The sequence below is a fragment of the Amycolatopsis heterodermiae genome, assembly GCF_034929455.1.
GTDB lineage: Bacteria > Actinomycetota > Actinomycetes > Mycobacteriales > Pseudonocardiaceae > Amycolatopsis > Amycolatopsis heterodermiae.
The window spans coordinates 222,397-239,157 of the sequence record NZ_JAYFSI010000015.1; the positions used below are offsets into that span (position 1 = coordinate 222,397).

At 71.0% G+C, this 16,761-nt stretch carries 11 protein-coding genes and 1 pseudogene; 7 read left to right on the forward strand and 5 right to left on the reverse strand.

Going from position 1 to position 16,761, the window contains the following annotated elements:
* The first annotated feature begins 8 nt into the window (after nucleotides 1-8).
* Nucleotides 9-1,145: an acyl-CoA dehydrogenase family protein gene (locus VA596_RS43590; protein ID WP_323335724.1), complete on the forward strand. Its 1,137-nt coding sequence runs from the start codon at nucleotides 9-11 to the stop codon at nucleotides 1,143-1,145.
* Nucleotides 1,146-1,185: 40 nt separating this feature from the next.
* Nucleotides 1,186-2,136: an SDR family NAD(P)-dependent oxidoreductase gene (locus VA596_RS43595; RefSeq protein ID WP_323335726.1), complete on the forward strand. Its 951-nt coding sequence runs from the start codon at nucleotides 1,186-1,188 to the stop codon at nucleotides 2,134-2,136.
* Here the strand turns inward: VA596_RS43595 and VA596_RS43600 are convergent.
* The gene (locus VA596_RS43600; RefSeq protein WP_323335728.1) at nucleotides 2,133-3,317 is read right to left on the reverse strand and encodes an aminotransferase class V-fold PLP-dependent enzyme; all 1,185 of its coding nucleotides are present in this window, start codon (nucleotides 3,315-3,317) and stop codon (nucleotides 2,133-2,135) included. The genes VA596_RS43595 and VA596_RS43600 overlap by 4 nt on opposite strands.
* 45 nt (nucleotides 3,318-3,362) lie before the next feature.
* Between VA596_RS43600 and VA596_RS43605 the strand changes: the two genes are divergently transcribed.
* Nucleotides 3,363-3,995, forward strand: coding sequence for a GntR family transcriptional regulator (locus VA596_RS43605; RefSeq protein ID WP_323335729.1), 633 nt, complete (start codon nucleotides 3,363-3,365; stop codon nucleotides 3,993-3,995).
* Entirely contained in the window at nucleotides 3,992-4,750 is a 759-nt protein-coding gene (locus tag VA596_RS43610) for a metallophosphoesterase (RefSeq protein ID WP_323335731.1), read from the forward strand. The genes VA596_RS43605 and VA596_RS43610 overlap by 4 nt, the downstream gene beginning before the upstream one ends.
* A 3-nt stretch (nucleotides 4,751-4,753) precedes the next feature.
* Here VA596_RS43610 and VA596_RS43615 read toward each other — a convergent pair whose 3' ends face one another.
* The 4 genes from VA596_RS43615 to VA596_RS43630 all read right to left on the reverse strand — a co-directional run bounded on the left by VA596_RS43615 (nucleotide 4,754) and on the right by VA596_RS43630 (nucleotide 9,456).
* Nucleotides 4,754-6,379, reverse strand: a complete 1,626-nt coding sequence (locus VA596_RS43615; RefSeq protein WP_323335733.1) for a CocE/NonD family hydrolase — start codon at nucleotides 6,377-6,379, stop codon at nucleotides 4,754-4,756.
* 85 nt (nucleotides 6,380-6,464) lie between these two features.
* Nucleotides 6,465-7,391 (reverse strand): asparaginase, encoded by a 927-nt coding sequence (locus VA596_RS43620; RefSeq protein WP_323335735.1) that lies wholly within the window; start codon nucleotides 7,389-7,391, stop codon nucleotides 6,465-6,467.
* On the reverse strand, nucleotides 7,388-8,812 hold the full coding sequence (locus tag VA596_RS43625; RefSeq protein ID WP_323335737.1) for an amino acid permease: 1,425 nt from the start codon (nucleotides 8,810-8,812) through the stop codon (nucleotides 7,388-7,390). The genes VA596_RS43620 and VA596_RS43625 overlap by 4 nt, the downstream gene beginning before the upstream one ends.
* Entirely contained in the window at nucleotides 8,809-9,456 is a 648-nt protein-coding gene (locus VA596_RS43630) for a FadR/GntR family transcriptional regulator (protein WP_323335755.1), read from the reverse strand. Before VA596_RS43630 ends, VA596_RS43625 begins: the two co-directional genes overlap by 4 nt.
* A 313-nt stretch (nucleotides 9,457-9,769) precedes the next feature.
* Between VA596_RS43630 and dnaE the strand changes: the two genes are divergently transcribed.
* From dnaE to VA596_RS43645, 3 genes and pseudogenes are all read left to right on the forward strand, one after another.
* On the forward strand, nucleotides 9,770-13,357 hold the full coding sequence (gene dnaE, locus VA596_RS43635) for a DNA polymerase III subunit alpha (protein ID WP_323335739.1): 3,588 nt from the start codon (nucleotides 9,770-9,772) through the stop codon (nucleotides 13,355-13,357).
* A gap of 73 nt (nucleotides 13,358-13,430) precedes the next feature.
* Complete coding sequence (locus VA596_RS43640) at nucleotides 13,431-14,915, forward strand: MFS transporter (protein ID WP_323335741.1); 1,485 nt, start codon at nucleotides 13,431-13,433, stop codon at nucleotides 14,913-14,915.
* A 429-nt stretch (nucleotides 14,916-15,344) separates the two neighbouring features.
* Nucleotides 15,345-16,536, forward strand: a pseudogene (locus VA596_RS43645) (low temperature requirement protein A).
* The last annotated feature ends 225 nt before the right edge of the window (nucleotides 16,537-16,761 follow it).

The following is a 16,761-nucleotide window of genomic DNA, read 5'->3' on the forward strand; positions in this document are numbered from 1 at the left end:
TGCGACGCATGGACGCGGACGTTTTCGGCCAGGTGCTCGGGGCGGTGCGGGAGTTCGTGCGCAAGGAGGTCGTCCCGCGCGAAGCGGAGATCGACGAAACCGACGAAATCCCCGCCGGGATCCGGGAGAAGGCCGCCGAGCTGGGCCTGTTCGGCTGGGCCCTGCCGGAGGACTACGGCGGCCTCGGCCTCGGCATGGCCGAAGACGTGAGGCTGGCGATCGAGCTCGGCTGGACGACACCGGCGTTCCGGTCGCTGTTCGGCACCAACAACGGCATCGCGGGCCAGGCGATCGTGCACTACGGGACGCCGGACCAGCGCACCCGCTGGCTGCCCCGGCTCGCCGCCGGCCAGGCGATCGCGTCGTTCGCGCTCACCGAAGCCGAAGCCGGCTCCGATCCCAGCGGGCTGACCAGCCGCGCGGTCCGCGACGGCGACCGCTACCGGCTCTCGGGCACCAAGCGGTTCATCACCAACGCCCCGCTCGCCGAGGTCTTCGTCGTGTTCGCGCGCACCGAACCGGACAGCGCCGGCAGCCGCGGCATCTCCGCCCTGCTCGTGCCCGCGGGCGCGCCCGGCGTCACCGTCGGCCCGCACGACGCCAAGATGGGCCAGGCCGGCGCGTGGACGTCGGAGGTGGTCTTCGACGACGTCGAGGTGTCGGCGGACGCGCTGGTCGGCGAGGCGGGCCAGGGCTTCGGCATCGCGATGGCCTCGCTCGCCCGCGGCCGGCTGCACATCGCGGCGCTGTGCGTCGGGATGGCGGAACGCGCGCTGGCCGAAGCCGTCGACTACGCGCGCACGGCCCGTCAAGGCGGCCACCCGATCGGGGAATTCCAGCTGGTGCAGGCGTTGCTGGCGGAGTCGCACGCCGAGCTGGCCGCCGGGCGCGCGATGGTGCACGAAGCCGCCGCGAAGTACGACACGGGCGAGGACCGCAAGCTCGGGCCGTCGTCGGCGAAGCTGTTCTGCACCGAGATGCTCGGCCGGGTCGCCGACCGCGCGGTGCAGGTGCACGGTGGCGCGGGCTACGTCCGGGGCGTCACGGTCGAGCGGATCTACCGCGACGCGCGGCTGTTCCGGATCTACGAGGGCACCAGCGAGATCCAGAAGCTCGTGATCGCGCGGCAGCTGCTCAAGGGTTGAACTTGCGCTGGAGTTCACTCCAGCTCTTAGTGTCGAAGACATGACCACTGCACAGCACAAGATCGGCTCGGGCTTCGGCGCCACCAGCACGGCGTCCGAGGTCCTCGCCGGCATCGACCTGACCGGCAAGCTCGCGATCGTCACCGGCGGCTACTCCGGCATCGGCCTCGAGACGACGCGAGCCCTGACGCAGGCGGGCGCGCACGTCGTCGTCCCGGCCCGCCGCCGCGCCACAGCGGAAGAAGCGTTGCGGGGCTGGGAAAACGTCGAGATCGACGAGCTGGACCTCGGCGACCTCGACAGCGTCCGCGCGTTCGCCGAGCGGTTCGCCGCCTCCGGCCGCGGCATCGACGTCTTCATCGCCAGCGCCGGGATCATGGCAGCGCCCGAGACCCGGGTCGGCCCGGGCTGGGAAGCGCAGTTCGCGACCAACCACCTCGGCCACTTCGCGCTGGTGAACCGGCTCTGGCCGTCCTTCAACCCTGGCGCGCGCGTCGTGTCGGTGTCCTCGCGCGGCCACCACTTCGGCCCGGTCCGCTTCGACGACCTGAACTTCGAGCAGGGCTACGACAAGTGGCTCGCCTACGGCCAGGCGAAGACGGCGAACGTCCTCTTCGCGGTCCAGCTCGACAAGCTCGCGCAGGACCGTGGGGTCCGCGCCTTCGCCCTGCACCCGGGCCGGATCCTGACCGACCTGGTGCGCCACCTGGACCGCCAGGAGCTGATCGACTCGGGCATGCTCGACGAGAACGGGCAGGCCACCGGGGCCGGGGCGAAGACGCCCGAGGAGGGCGCCGCCACCCAGGTCTGGGCGGCGACGTCCCCGCAGCTCGACGGCCTCGGCGGCGTCTACCTCGAAGACTGCGACATCGCCGAGCCCGCGCCGGCGGATGGTACGCGCGCGGGCGTCAAGGACTACGCGATCGACCCGGCGCTGGCCGAGCGCCTGTGGACGGTGTCGGCCGAACTGACCGGCGTCAACGCCTTCTAGAGCTTTTCGACGGCCTTCACCAGCAGGTCGATCTCGTCCTCGGTGTTGTAGTAGTGCACCGACGACCGGACCAGGTCCGTCAGGTCGCGCGCGGTGAAGTCGAACTGCGCCGACGTCCGGGACGACACCGAGACGTTGATCCGCAACTCGGCTTCGGCCAGCCGCGCCTTGATGTCGGCGGCCGGGGTGCCCTCGACGCTGAAGGTGACGATGCCGCACTTCTTCACGCCGAGGTCGTGCACGCGGACGCCGATGCCGGCCAGCCGGGTGCGCAGGGTGTCCGCCAGTGACGCGACGCGGGCTTCGATGGCCGGCATGCCCCACTCGAGCGCGTAGTCGATCGCCGCGCCGAGGCCGAACACCGCGGCGAAGTCCCGTTCCCACACCTCGAAGCGCTTGGCGGTCGGGTCGACGACGTACTCGTCCGGCGCCGTCCAGACCGCCGAGTGCAGGTCGAGCATCGCCGGCTCCAGCCGCTCCCGCAGCCGCGGGTGCGCGTAGAGGAAGCCGGTGCCGCGCGGGCCGCGCAGGTACTTGCGGCCGGTCACCGACAGCGCGTCGCACTTCAGCCGCCGGACGTCGAGGTCGACCTGGCCGGCGGACTGGCACGCGTCGAGCAGGAACGGGATCCCGGCCGCCTCGGCGACCGCGCCGATCTCCTCGGCCGGGTTGACCAGGCCGCCCTGGGTGGGCACGTGGCTGACGGCGATCAGCTTGACGTCGCCGTCGACCCGGCGGCGGAGGTCCTCGACGTCCAGCTGGCCGGACTCGTCGTCGCCGACCACCTCGACGACGGCGCCGGTGCGCTTGGCGACCTGCAGGTACGCGATCGCGTTGCTCGCGTACTCCGCGCGCGAGGTCAGGATCCGGTCGCCCGCGGTGAACGGCAGCGCGTAGAAGATCGCCTGCCAGGACCGCGTCGCGTTGTCGGTGATGGCGATGTCGTCGGCCTCGCCGCCGACCAGTCTCGCCGCCGACGTGTAGACCGCGGCCAGCCGCTCCTTGGCCTCGGCGGCCGCTTCGTACCCGCCCACCAGCGCTTCGTGACGCAGGTAGTCGACCACCGTGTCCGTCACGACGGCCGGGGGAAGCGCGGAACCCGCGTTGTTGAAGTGGACCACTTCCGCGCAGCCGGGGGTTTCACGGCGGGCGCGGTCGACATCGAAACCGGCAGAGGTCATGCAAACTGAATACAGTACGACCAGATTGCATGCAATACTGCCCGCATGGGCCGGACTCCGCTGCGCAGCGACCTCATCGAGGAGATCACCACCCGCGTGCTCGACGGGCGGCTCGCCGCCGGCGCCCGCGTCAACGAGGTGCACCTGGCCCGTGAGCTGGGCGTCAGCCGGACGCCGCTGCGGGAGGCGCTGATCGGGCTCGCCGGCCGCGGCCTGCTCGTGACCGAACCGGGCCGCGGGTTCCTCGTGCCGCCGTTCGACCCGGACGAGGCCCGCCGGCTCTACCCGCTGGTCGCCGAGCTCGAGGCGCTCGCGCTGCGCTGGACGTCGCCGCTGGAGCTGGCCGGGCTGCCCGACGCGCTCGACGTCGTCGCCGACGAGATGGCCGCGGCGCTGGAGCGCGGTGAAGATCTGTCCGAAGTGGACGATCGCTGGCACGCGCTGCTGCTGTCCCGCTGCCCGAACCCGCACCTGCTGCGGTTGATCGAGCAGACCAAGCCGCTGCTCAAGCGGTACGAATCGTGCTACTTCGGCGGCGCGGGCCGCGCCGGGGAGAGCATCGGCGAGCACCGCCGGATCGCCGCGGCGCTGCGCGAGGGCGACCTGCCGGCCGCGTCCGCGGTGCTCGTCCGCAACTGGGTGAAAGCCCTGGCGTACCTGGGGAAGGACGAAAGATGATCATTGCGCACCTGAGTGACCTGCACCTCGACGACGGGCCGCGCGCCGAAGAGCGCGTCGCGGCCGTGATGGCGTACTTGGACGAGCTCGCGGTCGACGCCGTCGTCGTCACCGGCGACATCGCCGACCACGGCGCCGCGACGGAGTACGCGCGCGCCGCGGAACTGCTCAAGCACCCGGCGCCGGTGCTGGTCTGTCCCGGCAACCACGACGTCCGCGCGGAGTTCCGCGTCGGCCTGCTCGACCTGCCCGCGTCCGACGGCCCGATCGACCTCGCCCGCGAGGTCGGCGGCGTGCTGTTCGCGCTGTGCGACTCGACGATCCCCGGCCGCGGCGCGGGCCACCTCGCCGACGAGACCCTCGACTGGCTCGACGGCGTGCTCTCCGGCGGCGACGGCCCGGCGTTCGTCGCCTTCCACCACCCGCCGGTCGAGGTCGGCGTCCCGCTGGTGGACGGGATCCGGCAGTCGGGGGAGGAACGGCTGGCGGCCGTGCTGGCCCGCCACCCGCGCGTGGCGGCCCTGCTCGCCGGCCACGTCCACACGGGCGCGTCGACGACGTTCGCCGGCGTCCCGCTGCGCATCGCGCCGGGCGTGGTGTCGACGTCCCTGCTGCCGGTCGAGCCGGGCGCCACCCGCGGCTGGGACGAGGGCGGCCCCCTGGAGTACGACCGGCCGCCGTCGCTGCTGCTGCACGTCCTGCACGACGACGGCCGGGTGACCACCCACCACCGGACGGTCCCGTTCGTCTCCTAGCGGCTAGTGGCTGAAGACCGGCAGCGTGATCCGGGACGGGCGGGCCGCGTCGTGGAAGATCTCGAAGTGGTTCGGCTTGCCGTCGACCGCCGCGGTGACCGGCTCGCCCGTGCCGTGGTTGCGGGCGAAGCGGGGGAACGCGCCGCCCGCGACCTGGACGCGCAGGCGGTGGCCGCGGCGGAAGCGGTAGGCCGTCGGGTCGAGCACGACCTCCGCCGTCACCACGCCGCCGGCGTCCGCCTCGGGGACGCCCGGCCGCAGCCGCAGGATCCCGTCGGTGACGTTGCGGGAGACGCCGCCCGCGTCGACGTCGCAGAGCCGGACGTAGACGTCGGCGTGTCCGAGCTCGGTGCGCACGTGCACGGTCGCGGTCACCTCGCCGATGACGTCGAGGTCCGACGGCAGCGGCTCGCCGGTGAACACCAGCACGTCCGGCCGGGCCTCGACCTCCTGGTTGTCCTTCTGCTTCCAGTCGCCGGTCAGCAGCGGCCCGCCGACCGCCGGGGTCGGGTCGGCCGGGTCGTAGGTGAACGTCGTCGGCCGCGCCTCGTCGCCGACGGCCTCGCCGAGCCCGCCGATCGGCCGCAGGTGCGACTCCGTCGCGGTCGAGGGCGGCGGCCACGTCTCGAAGTCCAGCCAGGTGCCCGCGCCCTGCAGGAAGATCCGGACCGGCGCGCGCTGCAGGAAGGTGCGGTCGCCGAGCAGGTGGGCGCGCAGGAACCCGAGCTGGTCCTGGATCATCGGGCGCATGCTCGCCGGCTCGCCGTGCGCCCACGGGCCGATCGTGAGGCGCGGCTTCTTGCCCGCCTCGGCGAGCCGCCGGAAGTCCTTCAGCTGCGAGGCGACGAACAGGTCGTACCAGCCGGTGACCATCGACACCGGGACGTCGAGCTTCTCGACGTCGGCGCTGTGGTCGGACATGCCCCAGTAGGTGTCGTCCGGCACGAAGTGCTCGGTGACGTCCTGCAGGAACCTGACCGGCTTCCCGATCGCGGCGACGTCGGCGCGGCTCAGCGGCAGGAACGACATCGCCTTCCGCGTCTTGCGCTTCTGCAGCGGGTTGGGCAGCGCCGCGAACCGCTCCTCCTGACGGCCGATCATCGCCGACCACGACACCATGTTGTCCGCCGCGAGCACCCCGCCCGGGTAGAACGTCGAGATGAACTCCGACGCCGTCACGCCGAGGCACATGGCCTCCAGCGGCGGGTCGAGGTAGGGGCCGACCGCCCACTGCGTGTGCCCGAGGTAGCTGGCGCCGGCCATGCCGAGCTTCCCGTCGCACCACGGCTGCGCGCGCAGCCACTCGGCGGTGGCGATGCCGTCCTCACGCTCGAGGTGGAACGGCCGGAACTCGCCGCCGGAGCCGAACGAGCCGCGGGTGCTCTGGATGACCGTCTGCAGGCCGTGCCGGGCGAAGGTGTCCCCGAACAGCTTCGAGAGGATGCCCTTGCGCCCGTACGGCGTGCGGATCAGCACCACCGGCGCCGTGGTCGTGCCGACCGGGGCGTAGCGGTCCGCGAGCAGCGTGACGCCGTCGGGCATCGGCACCGGCAGGTCGCGCGTGACGACCGGGCCGGGGCCTTCGGCGGGCGGAAGTCCGAGAAACTTGTCGACAAGCCGATTCAGCACGGGTGCCCCGCCTTCCGAAGTGGAGTCCTACCTTCCGGATTCGACGGTACCCCAGGTCACGCCCCCGGCAACCGGAGCGCGAGCGTCAGTGGCTGGCCACGCCGAGCGCCTCGGCCAGTTTCCCGGTGACGCGCAGGTTTTCCGGCCCGGACGGCACGCTCACCCCGCACAGCTTGAGCGCCGCGGCGAGCACCGGCAACCGGGCCCGGTCGCCGCCGTCGGCGATCTTGGCCGCGATCGCCGTGCCGTCGGGCAGGGCCGCGACCTGGACGGCCTCGAAGCCGTCCTTCGCGATCAGCCCCGGAACCGCGCGCATCACGGCGGTGACGTCGCGGCGGCTGCCGCCGACCAGCTCGGGGTGCCGGCGGATCCCGTCGGCGACCAGGCCTTCGGGTGTTCCCGGCGCGGCCGCGGCGATCTTCGACACGGCGGTGGCGAGGCCGCGCAGCGTGGTGGCGAACAGCGGCGCGCCACAGCCGTCGACGGCGACCCGCTCGATCGCGCGGCCGGTCAGGTCCTCGACGGTGGCGGCGATCAGGCGCTGCAGCGGGTGGGCCGGATCGAGGTAGCCGTCGGTGCGCCAGCCGTTCAGCTCGCAGGTCGCCAGCATCGCCGCGTGCTTGCCGGAGCAGTTGTGCGCGAGCCGGCTCGGGGCCCGCCCGGCCGCCACCCAGTGGTCGCGTTCGACCGGGTCGTACGGGAAGTCGGCCGGGTTGCCCAGTGCGTCCGCGGACCACCCGCCGAGCACCGCCGAAACGGCGTCCAGGTGCATCGGCTCGCCGGAGTGGCTGGCCGCCGCGACGGCGAACCCGGCGGGCGGCAGCCGCAGCCCGAGCCGCGCCATCGCCGTGGCCTGCAGGGGTTTCGCCGTCGACCGCGGGTACATCGGGGCGTCCGGCGCGCCGACGCCGAACAGCGTCGTGCCGTCCGGGGCGAGCACGATCACCGAGCCGTGGTGCCCGCCCTCGACCATGCCGTCGCGCACCAGCTCGACCAGGAGTTCGTGGTTCACAGCCCCGCCTCGTCGAACGCGCGCATGTCGATCCGCTTCCGCACGGCGAACCAGCCGGCGACCAGCGCGGCGGCGATCACCGGCAGCGCCATGAGCGTGATCCGGCCGGTCTCGTCGAAGCCCATCAGCACCACGACGGCGGCGAGGAACACGAGCGTCGCGATCTCGGTGTACGGCGAGAACGGCAGCCGGAACGACGGCCGCTCGAGCCCGTCCCGCCGTGTCCTGCGGACGAACAGCAGGTGGCAGAGCACGATGATGGCCCAGGTGGCGAGGATGCCGATCGCGGCGAAGTTCAGCACGATGTCGAAGGCCTCCTTCGGCACCAGGTAGTTCAGCCCGACCCCGAGCACGCAGACCGACGCCGTCAGCAGGATCCCGCCGTAGGGCACCTGGTTGCGGTTCATCACGCCGGTGAACCTCGGCGCGGAGCCGGCCGTGGCCATCGACCGCAGGATCCGGCCGGTCGAGTACAGCCCCGAATTGAGGCTCGACAGCGCCGCGGTGAGCACGACCAGGTTCATCACGCTGTCCGCGGCCGGCACGCCCAGGTGCGACAGCACGGTGACGAACGGGCTCTGGTCCTTGGTGTAGGAGCTCCACGGCAGCAGCATCGCCAGCAGCACGACCGAGCCGACGTAGAACACGGCGATGCGCCACATGATGGAGTTGATCGCCTTCGGCATGATCTTCTCCGGGTGCTCGGTCTCGCCCGCGGCCACCCCGACCAGCTCGATCGACGCGTAGGCGAACACCACGCCCTGCACGATCATGACCATCGGCAGCAGCCCAGCGGGGAAGATCCCGCCGTGGCCGGTGATCAGCTGCGGCCCGCCGGCGACGCCGTCGATCGGCGTCCGCGTGGCCAGCAGCACGATCCCGATCACCATGAACAGCACGAGCGCGGCGACCTTGACGATGGCGAACCAGAACTCCATCTCGCCGAACAGCTTCACCGAGACCAGGTTGAGCGTCAGCACGACGGCGAGCGCGATCAGCGCGAGCACCCACTGGGGGATCGGCGTGAAGAACGACCAGAAGTGCGCGTAGAGCGCGATGGCCGTGATGTCGGCGATGCCGGTGGTCGACCAGTTCAGGAAGTGCATCCAGCCGGCGACGTACGCGCCCTTCTCGCCCATGAACTCCCGCGCGTAGGAGACGAACGCGCCGCTCGAGGGCCGGTACAGGATGAGCTCGCCGAGCGCGCGGACCACGAAGAACGCGAAGAGCCCGCAGACGGCGTAGACGATCGCCAGCGCCGGCCCGGCCTGGGCGAGCCGCCCGCCGGCGCCGAGGAACAGGCCGGTGCCGATGGCCCCGCCGATCGCGATCATGTTCACGTGGCGTGGCTTGAGGGCCTTGTTGTACCCGGCGTCGCCGGCGTCGGCGGTCGCTTCCGGGGTGAGGGTCTGCTCGGTCACTGGTCCCCGTTCACGATGCTGGTGAGCGTGTCTTCGACGTGCTGCAGGTGGGCGGTCATGGCCGCGACGGCGGCGCTCTCGGAGCCGTCTTCGATCGCCGTGACGATCGCCCGGTGCTCGACGTTCGACCGCCGCCGCCGTCCGCCGAGCTGGTTGAGGAACGCGGACTGGCGGGCCAGCGCGTCGCGGATCTCCTCGATCACCTTCCCGAACACGGGGTTGCCCGACGACTGGGCGATGGTGATGTGGAAGAGCGAGTCGAGCGCGACCCAGGCGGTGTTGTCGGTCTCGGCGTCCATCCGGTCGACGAGGTGGGCGAGCAGGTCGAGGTCGTCCTGGCTCCGGCGCAGGGCCGCGTAGCCGGCGACCGGGATCTCGACGTGCCGGCGCACCTCGATCAGGTCGCGGGCGGAGTAGGGCCCGAACGTCGGGTGCTCGGCGGGCCCGGTGGCGGTGACGAAGGTGCCCTTGCCCGTCTTGGACTCGGTCATGCCGAGCGCCTGCAGCCCGCGCAGGGCCTCCCGGACGACCGACCGGCTGACCTCGAACTCCCTGCTCAGGGCGGCCTCGGAGGGCAGCTTGACGCCCACGGCGTACTCGCCGTCTTCGATCAGCCGCCGCAGGTGGGCCAGCACCGCCTCCATGGCGCTCACCCGCCGGGGACCGCCTTGTCCGGCTGTCTGGCTGTCGGACAGGTTCATCCGGCTGATGCTCGGTGCCGCGGGGGGTGGTGTCAACGCGAGCGAGGGCCGCTGTGGCTCACTTCACCGGCGTCACCGGACCCGTCCGGGTGACCGTCCGGCAGCACCGCGTGGCGTGATCACCACCGCCCGAAACGGTGGCGCGTCGTGCCGCCCGCCGCGCCCTCCCGAGGGGCACAATCGAGCCCGGCGAGTGCGGGATAGGCTGGGGGACCCGGGCGCGCCGGCCCGATCAACACAGGGGAGGTTTCCGCTGGTGTCGAACGATTCCTTCGTCCACTTGCACGTCCACACCGAGTACTCGATGCTCGACGGTGCGGCGAAGATCGCTCCCCTCTTCGCGGAAGCGGCGCGCCTCGGCATGCCCGCGGTCGGCATGACCGACCACGGCAACATGTACGGCGGCGACGAGTTCTACCAGCAGGCGAAGAAACACGGCCTCAAGCCGATCATCGGCATCGAGGCCTACGTCGCGCCGGAGAGCCGCTTCCACAAGAAGCCGGTCTTCTGGGGCCAGCAGAACCAGCGCGGGTCCGACGAGCTGGGTGAAGGCGGCGACGTCTCGGGCGCCGGTGCCTACACCCACATGACGATGCTCGCGCAGAACGCCACCGGCCTGCGGAACCTGTTCAAGCTGTCCTCGCTGGCCAGCATGCAGGGGTACTACCGCAAGCCCCGGATGGACCGCGAGCTCATCTCGGAGAACCACTCGGGGATCATCGCGACGACCGGCTGCCCGTCCGGCGAGGTGCAGACCCGGCTGCGGCTGGGCCAGAAGGAGGCGGCGATCCAGGCCGCGTCCGACTACAAGGACATCTTCGGCGCCGACAACTTCTTCCTCGAGCTGATGGACCACGGCCTGCCGATCGAGCGGTCGGTCCGCGAGGGCCTGCTGGAGGTCGGCCGGCTGCTCGACCTCAAGCCGATCGCCACGAACGACTCGCACTACGTCACCAAGGACCAGGCCGACACCCACTCGGCGCTGCTGTGCGTCCAGGCCGGCAAGACCCTCAACGACCCGACCCGGTTCAAGTTCGACGGGGACGGCTACTACCTCAAGTCCGCCGCCGACATGCGCGAGTACTGGGACCGGGAGGTTCCCGGCGCGTCGGACAACACGCTGCTGATCGCCGAGCGCGTCGAGTCCTACGAGGACGTGTACGCGCACAAGGACCGGCTGCCGTTCTTCGAGGTGCCCGAGGGCTACGACCAGGGCGGCTGGCTGCGCGAAGAGGTCGCGAAGGGTTTGGCGTGGCGCTTCCCGGGCGGCCCGCCCGAGGGGTACGACGCGCGGATCGAGAAGGAGCTCGACGTCATCATCGGGAAGGGCTTCCCGGCCTACTTCCTGATCGTCGCCGACCTCATCAGCTACGCCCGCCGCGTCGGCATCCGCGTCGGCCCCGGCCGTGGTTCCGCCGCCGGCTCGCTGGTCGCGTACGTGCTCGGTATCACCAACCTGGACCCGATCCCGCAGAAGCTGCTGTTCGAGCGGTTCCTGAACCCCGAGCGCGTCTCGATGCCGGATATCGACATCGACTTCGACGACCGCCGTCGCGGCGAGATGATCCGGTACGCGACCGACAAGTACGGCTCGGACAAGGTCGCCCAGGTCATCACCTTCGGCACGATTAAGACCAAGGCGGCGATCAAGGACTCCGCCCGCGTCCACTTCGGCCAGCCGGGGTACGCGATCGCGGACAAGATCTCCAAGGCGCTGCCGCCGCCGATCATGGCGAAGGACATCCCGCTCTCGGGCATCGTCGACAGCAAGCACGAGCGCTACGGCGAGGCCGCCGAGGTCCGCGCCCTGGTCGAGACCGACGAAGAGTGCAAGACGATCTTCGACACCGCCCGCGGTCTCGAGGGCCTGATCCGCAACGCGGGCGTGCACGCCTGCGCGGTCATCATGTCGTGCGACCCGCTGACCGACGCGATCCCGCTCTGGCAGCGCGACGACGGCTCGATCATCACCGGCTGGGACTACCCGTCGTGCGAGGCCATCGGCCTGCTGAAGATGGACTTCCTGGGCCTGCGGAACCTGACGGTCATCGGTGACGCGATCGACAACATCAAGACCAACCGCGGGATCGACATCGACCTCGACACCCTGGGCGTCGAGGACAAGGAGACCTACAAGCTGCTCGCCCGCGGCGACACGCTCGGCGTGTTCCAGCTGGACGGCGGGCCCATGCGTGACCTGCTGCGCCGCATGGAGCCCACGGTCTTCGACGACATCGTCGCGGTCGGCGCGCTCTACCGCCCCGGCCCGATGGGCATGAACGCGCACAACGACTACGCCGACCGGAAGAACAACCGGCAGAAGGTCAAGCCGATCCACCCGGAGCTCGACGAGCCGCTGCGGGAGATCCTGGCCGACACCTACGGCCTGATCGTGTACCAAGAGCAGATCATGCACATCGGCCAGAAGGTGGCCGGGTACACGATGGGGCGCGCGGACGTGCTCCGCCGCGCGATGGGCAAGAAGAAGAAGGAAGTCCTCGACCTCGAGTACGAGGGCTTCGAAGCCGGCATGAAGGCCAGCCCCCTGCTCGACGGCGGCTTCTCCGCCGAGGCCGTCAAGGCGCTCTGGGACACGATCCTCCCGTTCGCCGGGTACGCGTTCAACAAGAGCCACGCGGCCGCGTACGGCCTGGTCTCCTACTGGACCGCGTACCTCAAGGCGAACTTCACGCCGGAGTACATGGCCGCGCTGCTCACCTCGGTCGGTGACAACAAGGACAAGTCGGCGGTCTACCTGTCCGAGTGCCGCCGCCTCGGCATCAAGGTGCTCCCGCCGGACGTCAACGAATCCGCCCTGCGGTTCGCGGCCGTCGGGGAGGACATCCGCTTCGGCATGGGCGCGGTCCGCAACGTCGGCGCGAACGTCGTCGAGTCGATCATCAAGACCCGCGCGGAGAAGGGCAAGTACTCCTCCTTCACCGACTTCCTCGACAAGTCCGAGCTCGTGGCCTGCAACAAGCGGGTCATCGAGTCGCTGATCAAGGCGGGCGGGTTCGACTCGCTCGGGCACACGCGGCTGTCGATGATCCAGGTCCACGAAGACGCGGTCGAAGCCGTCGTCCCGCTCAAGCGCCAGGAGGCGATGGGCCAGTTCGACCTGTTCGGCTTCGGCGGGGAAGACGGCGACGAAGCAGCGCCGTCGTCGTCGCCGCTCGCGCACCTGAAGTTCGGGGAAGAGGAGTACCCGCGCAAGCAGCTGCTCGCCTACGAGCGCGAGATGCTCGGCCTGTACGTCTCGGCCCACCCGCTGGACGGCGCCGAGCGGATCCTGCGCAAGCACGCCCCGAGGCCGATCGCCGGCATCCTCGCCGACCCGCCCAAGGAGGGCGAGCTCGTCATCTCCGGGCTGATCACGTCGCTCGAGCGGCGGGTCAACAAGAAGGGCGAGCCCTGGGCGATCTGCACGGTCGAGGACATGGACGCCTCGCTCGAGGTGCTGTTCTTCCCGAAGTCGTACGCGCTGTTCGCGGGCGAGCTGATCGAGGACAACGCGGTGCTGGTCAAGGGCCGGGTCAACTGGCGCGAAGACAAGATGTCCATCTTCGGCGGCGGCCTGGCGACGCTGGACCTGTCCGAGGTCGGCACGGGCAACGGTGACGACGAGCCGCCGCTGGTCCTGCTGGCCGCGGCCGAGAAGATCGACCAGTCGGTGGTCAGCGAGCTGCGGTCCACGCTGCTCGCGCACAAGGGCGAGACGATGGTCCACCTCAAGCTGGTGGGGCGGAGCCAGACGGTGTTCGCCCTCAACGACTACCCGGTGAAGGTCAGTTCGATGCTGATCGGCGAGCTGAAGGGCATCCGCGGGATCACCGCGTCGACCTAGCGGCTTCCCGCGAACGGGCCGGGCCCGCGTGCACAACGCGCGCGGACCCGGCCCTTCGTGTTTGCTGAGCAGGATGACTTCGTACGAGCCCGACCCCCGCCGCTGGAAAGCGCTCGCCGTCTCGCTGACGGCCGGGTTCATGGGCCTGCTCGACGTCAGCATCGTCAACGTCGCGCTGCCGTCGATCCAGCGTGACCTCGGCGCGAGCAGCGGCGGGATCCGCTGGGTCGTCTCGGGGTACGCGCTGGCGTTCGGCCTGGTCCTGGTCACCGGCGGCCGCCTCGGTGACGCGTTCGGCCGCCGGAAGATGTTCCTCGGCGCCCTCGCCGCGTTCGTCGCCACCAGCGCGCTGGCCGGCGCGGCGCCGAACGAGACGACGCTGGTCATCGCCCGGCTCGCCCAGGGCGTGGCGGCCGGCATGCTGACCCCGCAGAACACCGGCCTGATCCAGGACCTCTTCCGCGGGCCCGAGCGCGGGCGCGCGTTCGGCATGTTCGGTGCCGTCGTCGGCATCTCGACGGCGGTCGGCCCGATCCTCGGGGGCGTGATCCTGGCCGTCTTCGGCGATCCGGACGGCTGGCGCTGGGTGTTCTACGTCAACGTCCCGATCGGCGTGCTCGCGTTCGTCCTGGCCCTGCGGCTGCTGCCGCGCAGCGAGAAACGGGAGATCCGGCTGCGGTCGGAGATCGACTTCGTCGGGATCCTCCTGCTCGCGGTGGCGGTGCTCGGCGTGCTGCTCCCGGTGGTCGACTCCGACCAGGGCGGCATCGCGCGGATGTGGTGGCTGTTCCCGATCGCGGTCGTCTTCGGGGTCGCGTTCGTCCGGTGGGAGCACCGGCTGGTCCGCCACGGCCGGTCGCCGTTGCTGGACACGCGGCTGTTCACCGGCACCCCGGGGTACGCCACCGGCGCCGCGGTGGGCGCGCTCTACTTCTGCGGGTTCGCCGGGATCTGGCTGGTCTTCGCGATGTTCTTCCAGCAGGGGCTCGGCTACACGCCCCTGCAGTCCGGGCTGTCGGTGACGCCGTTCGCGATCGGCTCGGCGGTGGCCGCGGCCGTCGCCGGCCGCCTGGTGCCGCGCTTCGGCCGCCGGCTCACCGTCACGGGGCTGTCGCTGGTCGCCGTCGGCCTGCTGGCCGTCGCGCTGCTCGCCCAGCTGGTCCCGGCGTCGGCCGCGGGGTGGGCGTTCGTCGTTCCGCTGGTGGTGGCGGGGATCGGCGGTGGCATGGTCATCTCGCCGAACACGACGCTGACCCTGGAGTGCGTGCCGGTCCGGATGGCCGGCGTCGCGGGTGGCGCGCTGCAGACCGGGCAGCGGATCGGCACGGCGATCGGCACGGCCGTGCTGGCGTCGGTGTTCGGCACGGTCCTCGTGTCTTCGCGGGACCAGCAGCTGGCGCTCACCGTCGCGCTCTGCTGCGCGGCCTTCCTGACGTGCGGCGCGCTGGCCCTCGCGGTGGCCGAACTGCGGGCCCGTCGCCACCGTGCGCAACTTTCCGAGCACGAGCGGGACACCCGGACGGCCGAGGCGTCCGCCGCGGACGTCCACCGGGGCTGAGACACTACTTTCCGCAGATTCGCGATGCTCCAAACGAGTGACGCGAACGGAAAGGCTCTGGTGCTACGCAGAGCGACCGGGTAGATCTTATGGGGCCTTCACTGCGCGGCTTCGGCTACCGACAGTGGCAATCAGTCGGCCTCCCGGGGATGGGGTGACCGGCTTGAGCGACCGAAGCGTCCGGAGTACGAGGGAATGGACACACTCGGTCACCTTCCGTCCAGTGAGTGTCGGCGTCCGCGGGGGACCGTCCGGCACTTTGCGGAAGGGCTGCCCATCGGCCGGCCGGCAGCGCGCGTGACGGCGGCGGGCGGGCCCGGGTGAGGGGGAACCGGGCCCGCCCGTCCTCTTTCGCCCGTGTCGCGCTTTCGCACCGCTCGTGATCATGTTGGGATGACCGCGTCCGACAGGCACGAGCCGGGAGTGTCGATGACCGAGCAGCCGATGCGTCCCCGACACCGGATCCGCGTGTGGTACCGGCCGATGCAGTCACGCGACCGGGGTGAGAACCACCGCGTCGCGACCCCGCTCGAGCTGCTGTTCGACCTCTGCTTCGTGGTCGCCGTCGGCCAGGCCGCCGCGCAGCTGCACCACGCGCTCGCCGAGGGGCACGTCGGGCACGGCGTGCTCTCGTTCGTGCTGGTGTTCTTCGCGATCTGGTGGGGCTGGCTGAACTTCAGCTGGTTCGCCTCGGCGTTCGACACCGACGACGTCCCGTACCGGCTGGTCACGCTGGTGCAGATCGCCGGTGGCCTGACCGTGGCGGCCGGGGTGGAACGCGCCTTCGACGGCGACTTCCGGGTGATGGTCGCCGGCTACGTCCTGATGCGGCTCGCGATGGTCGTGCAGTGGCTGCGGGCCGCGCGCTCCGACCCCGGCTGCCGCCCGGCCGCCCTGCGCTACGCCGCCGGGATCGTCGTCTGCCAGGTGTTGTGGGTCAGTTACTCGTGGCTCGCACGGCCTGCAGCTCGTCGCGTGGCTGGTGTTCGCGGTGCTGGAGATGGCCGTCCCGGTCTGGGCGGAGAGCCGCGGGGGCACCACGTGGCACCCGCACCACATCGCCGAGCGGTACGGCCTGTTCACCCTGATCGTGCTCGGCGAGGTGATCCTCAGCGCGACGAACGCGATCAAGGAAGGCACCAGCGAGCCGGGGCACATCGGCGCGCTGATCTCCCTGGCCGCGGCCGCGCTGGTGCTCGTGTTCTCGATGTGGTGGCTGTACTTCGACCGGCCGGGGCACGCACGGCTCGTGCGCCGCCCGACCATGTTCACGTCGATGAGCTGGGGTTACGGCCATTACTTCATCTTCGCCTCCGCCGCGGCCGTCGGCGCGGGCCTCGAGGTGGCGGTCGCCTACGACACCCACACGCTGCACGACGTCGGGGGCATCGCGGCGGCCATGGCCACGACGGTCCCGGTCGCCGTTTTCCTGCTGAGCGTCTGGCTGCTGCACATCGGCCCGACCAACGAGTGCCGCCCGATCGCCATCGGCTTTCCGGTGACGGCGGTGCTCGTCCTCGCGGCGTCGTTCACGCCGGCGCCGATCCACATCGCCGCGGTGCTCACGGCCGCGCTCGTCGCCCTCACGGTCGTCTTCACCCACGGACAGCCGCAGGAGTAGATCGACGCAGGTCAGCGGCCTGGCGCGGTAAAAGGGGACCCCCCTGTGCGAGGCCGTTCCGGGGCATGTAAAGTTCTCCAAGTCGCCAGGGAAACCGGGCGGCCGCCGGGGCCACGAACCAAGCTCCCACGAAGGTGGTAGAGTGGGTGGTCCTGAACCGAGGTGATAGCCTCGGAACAACAAAGGCTTGAAACAATCGCCGAGGTTGAGCCCGCCGATAACGCG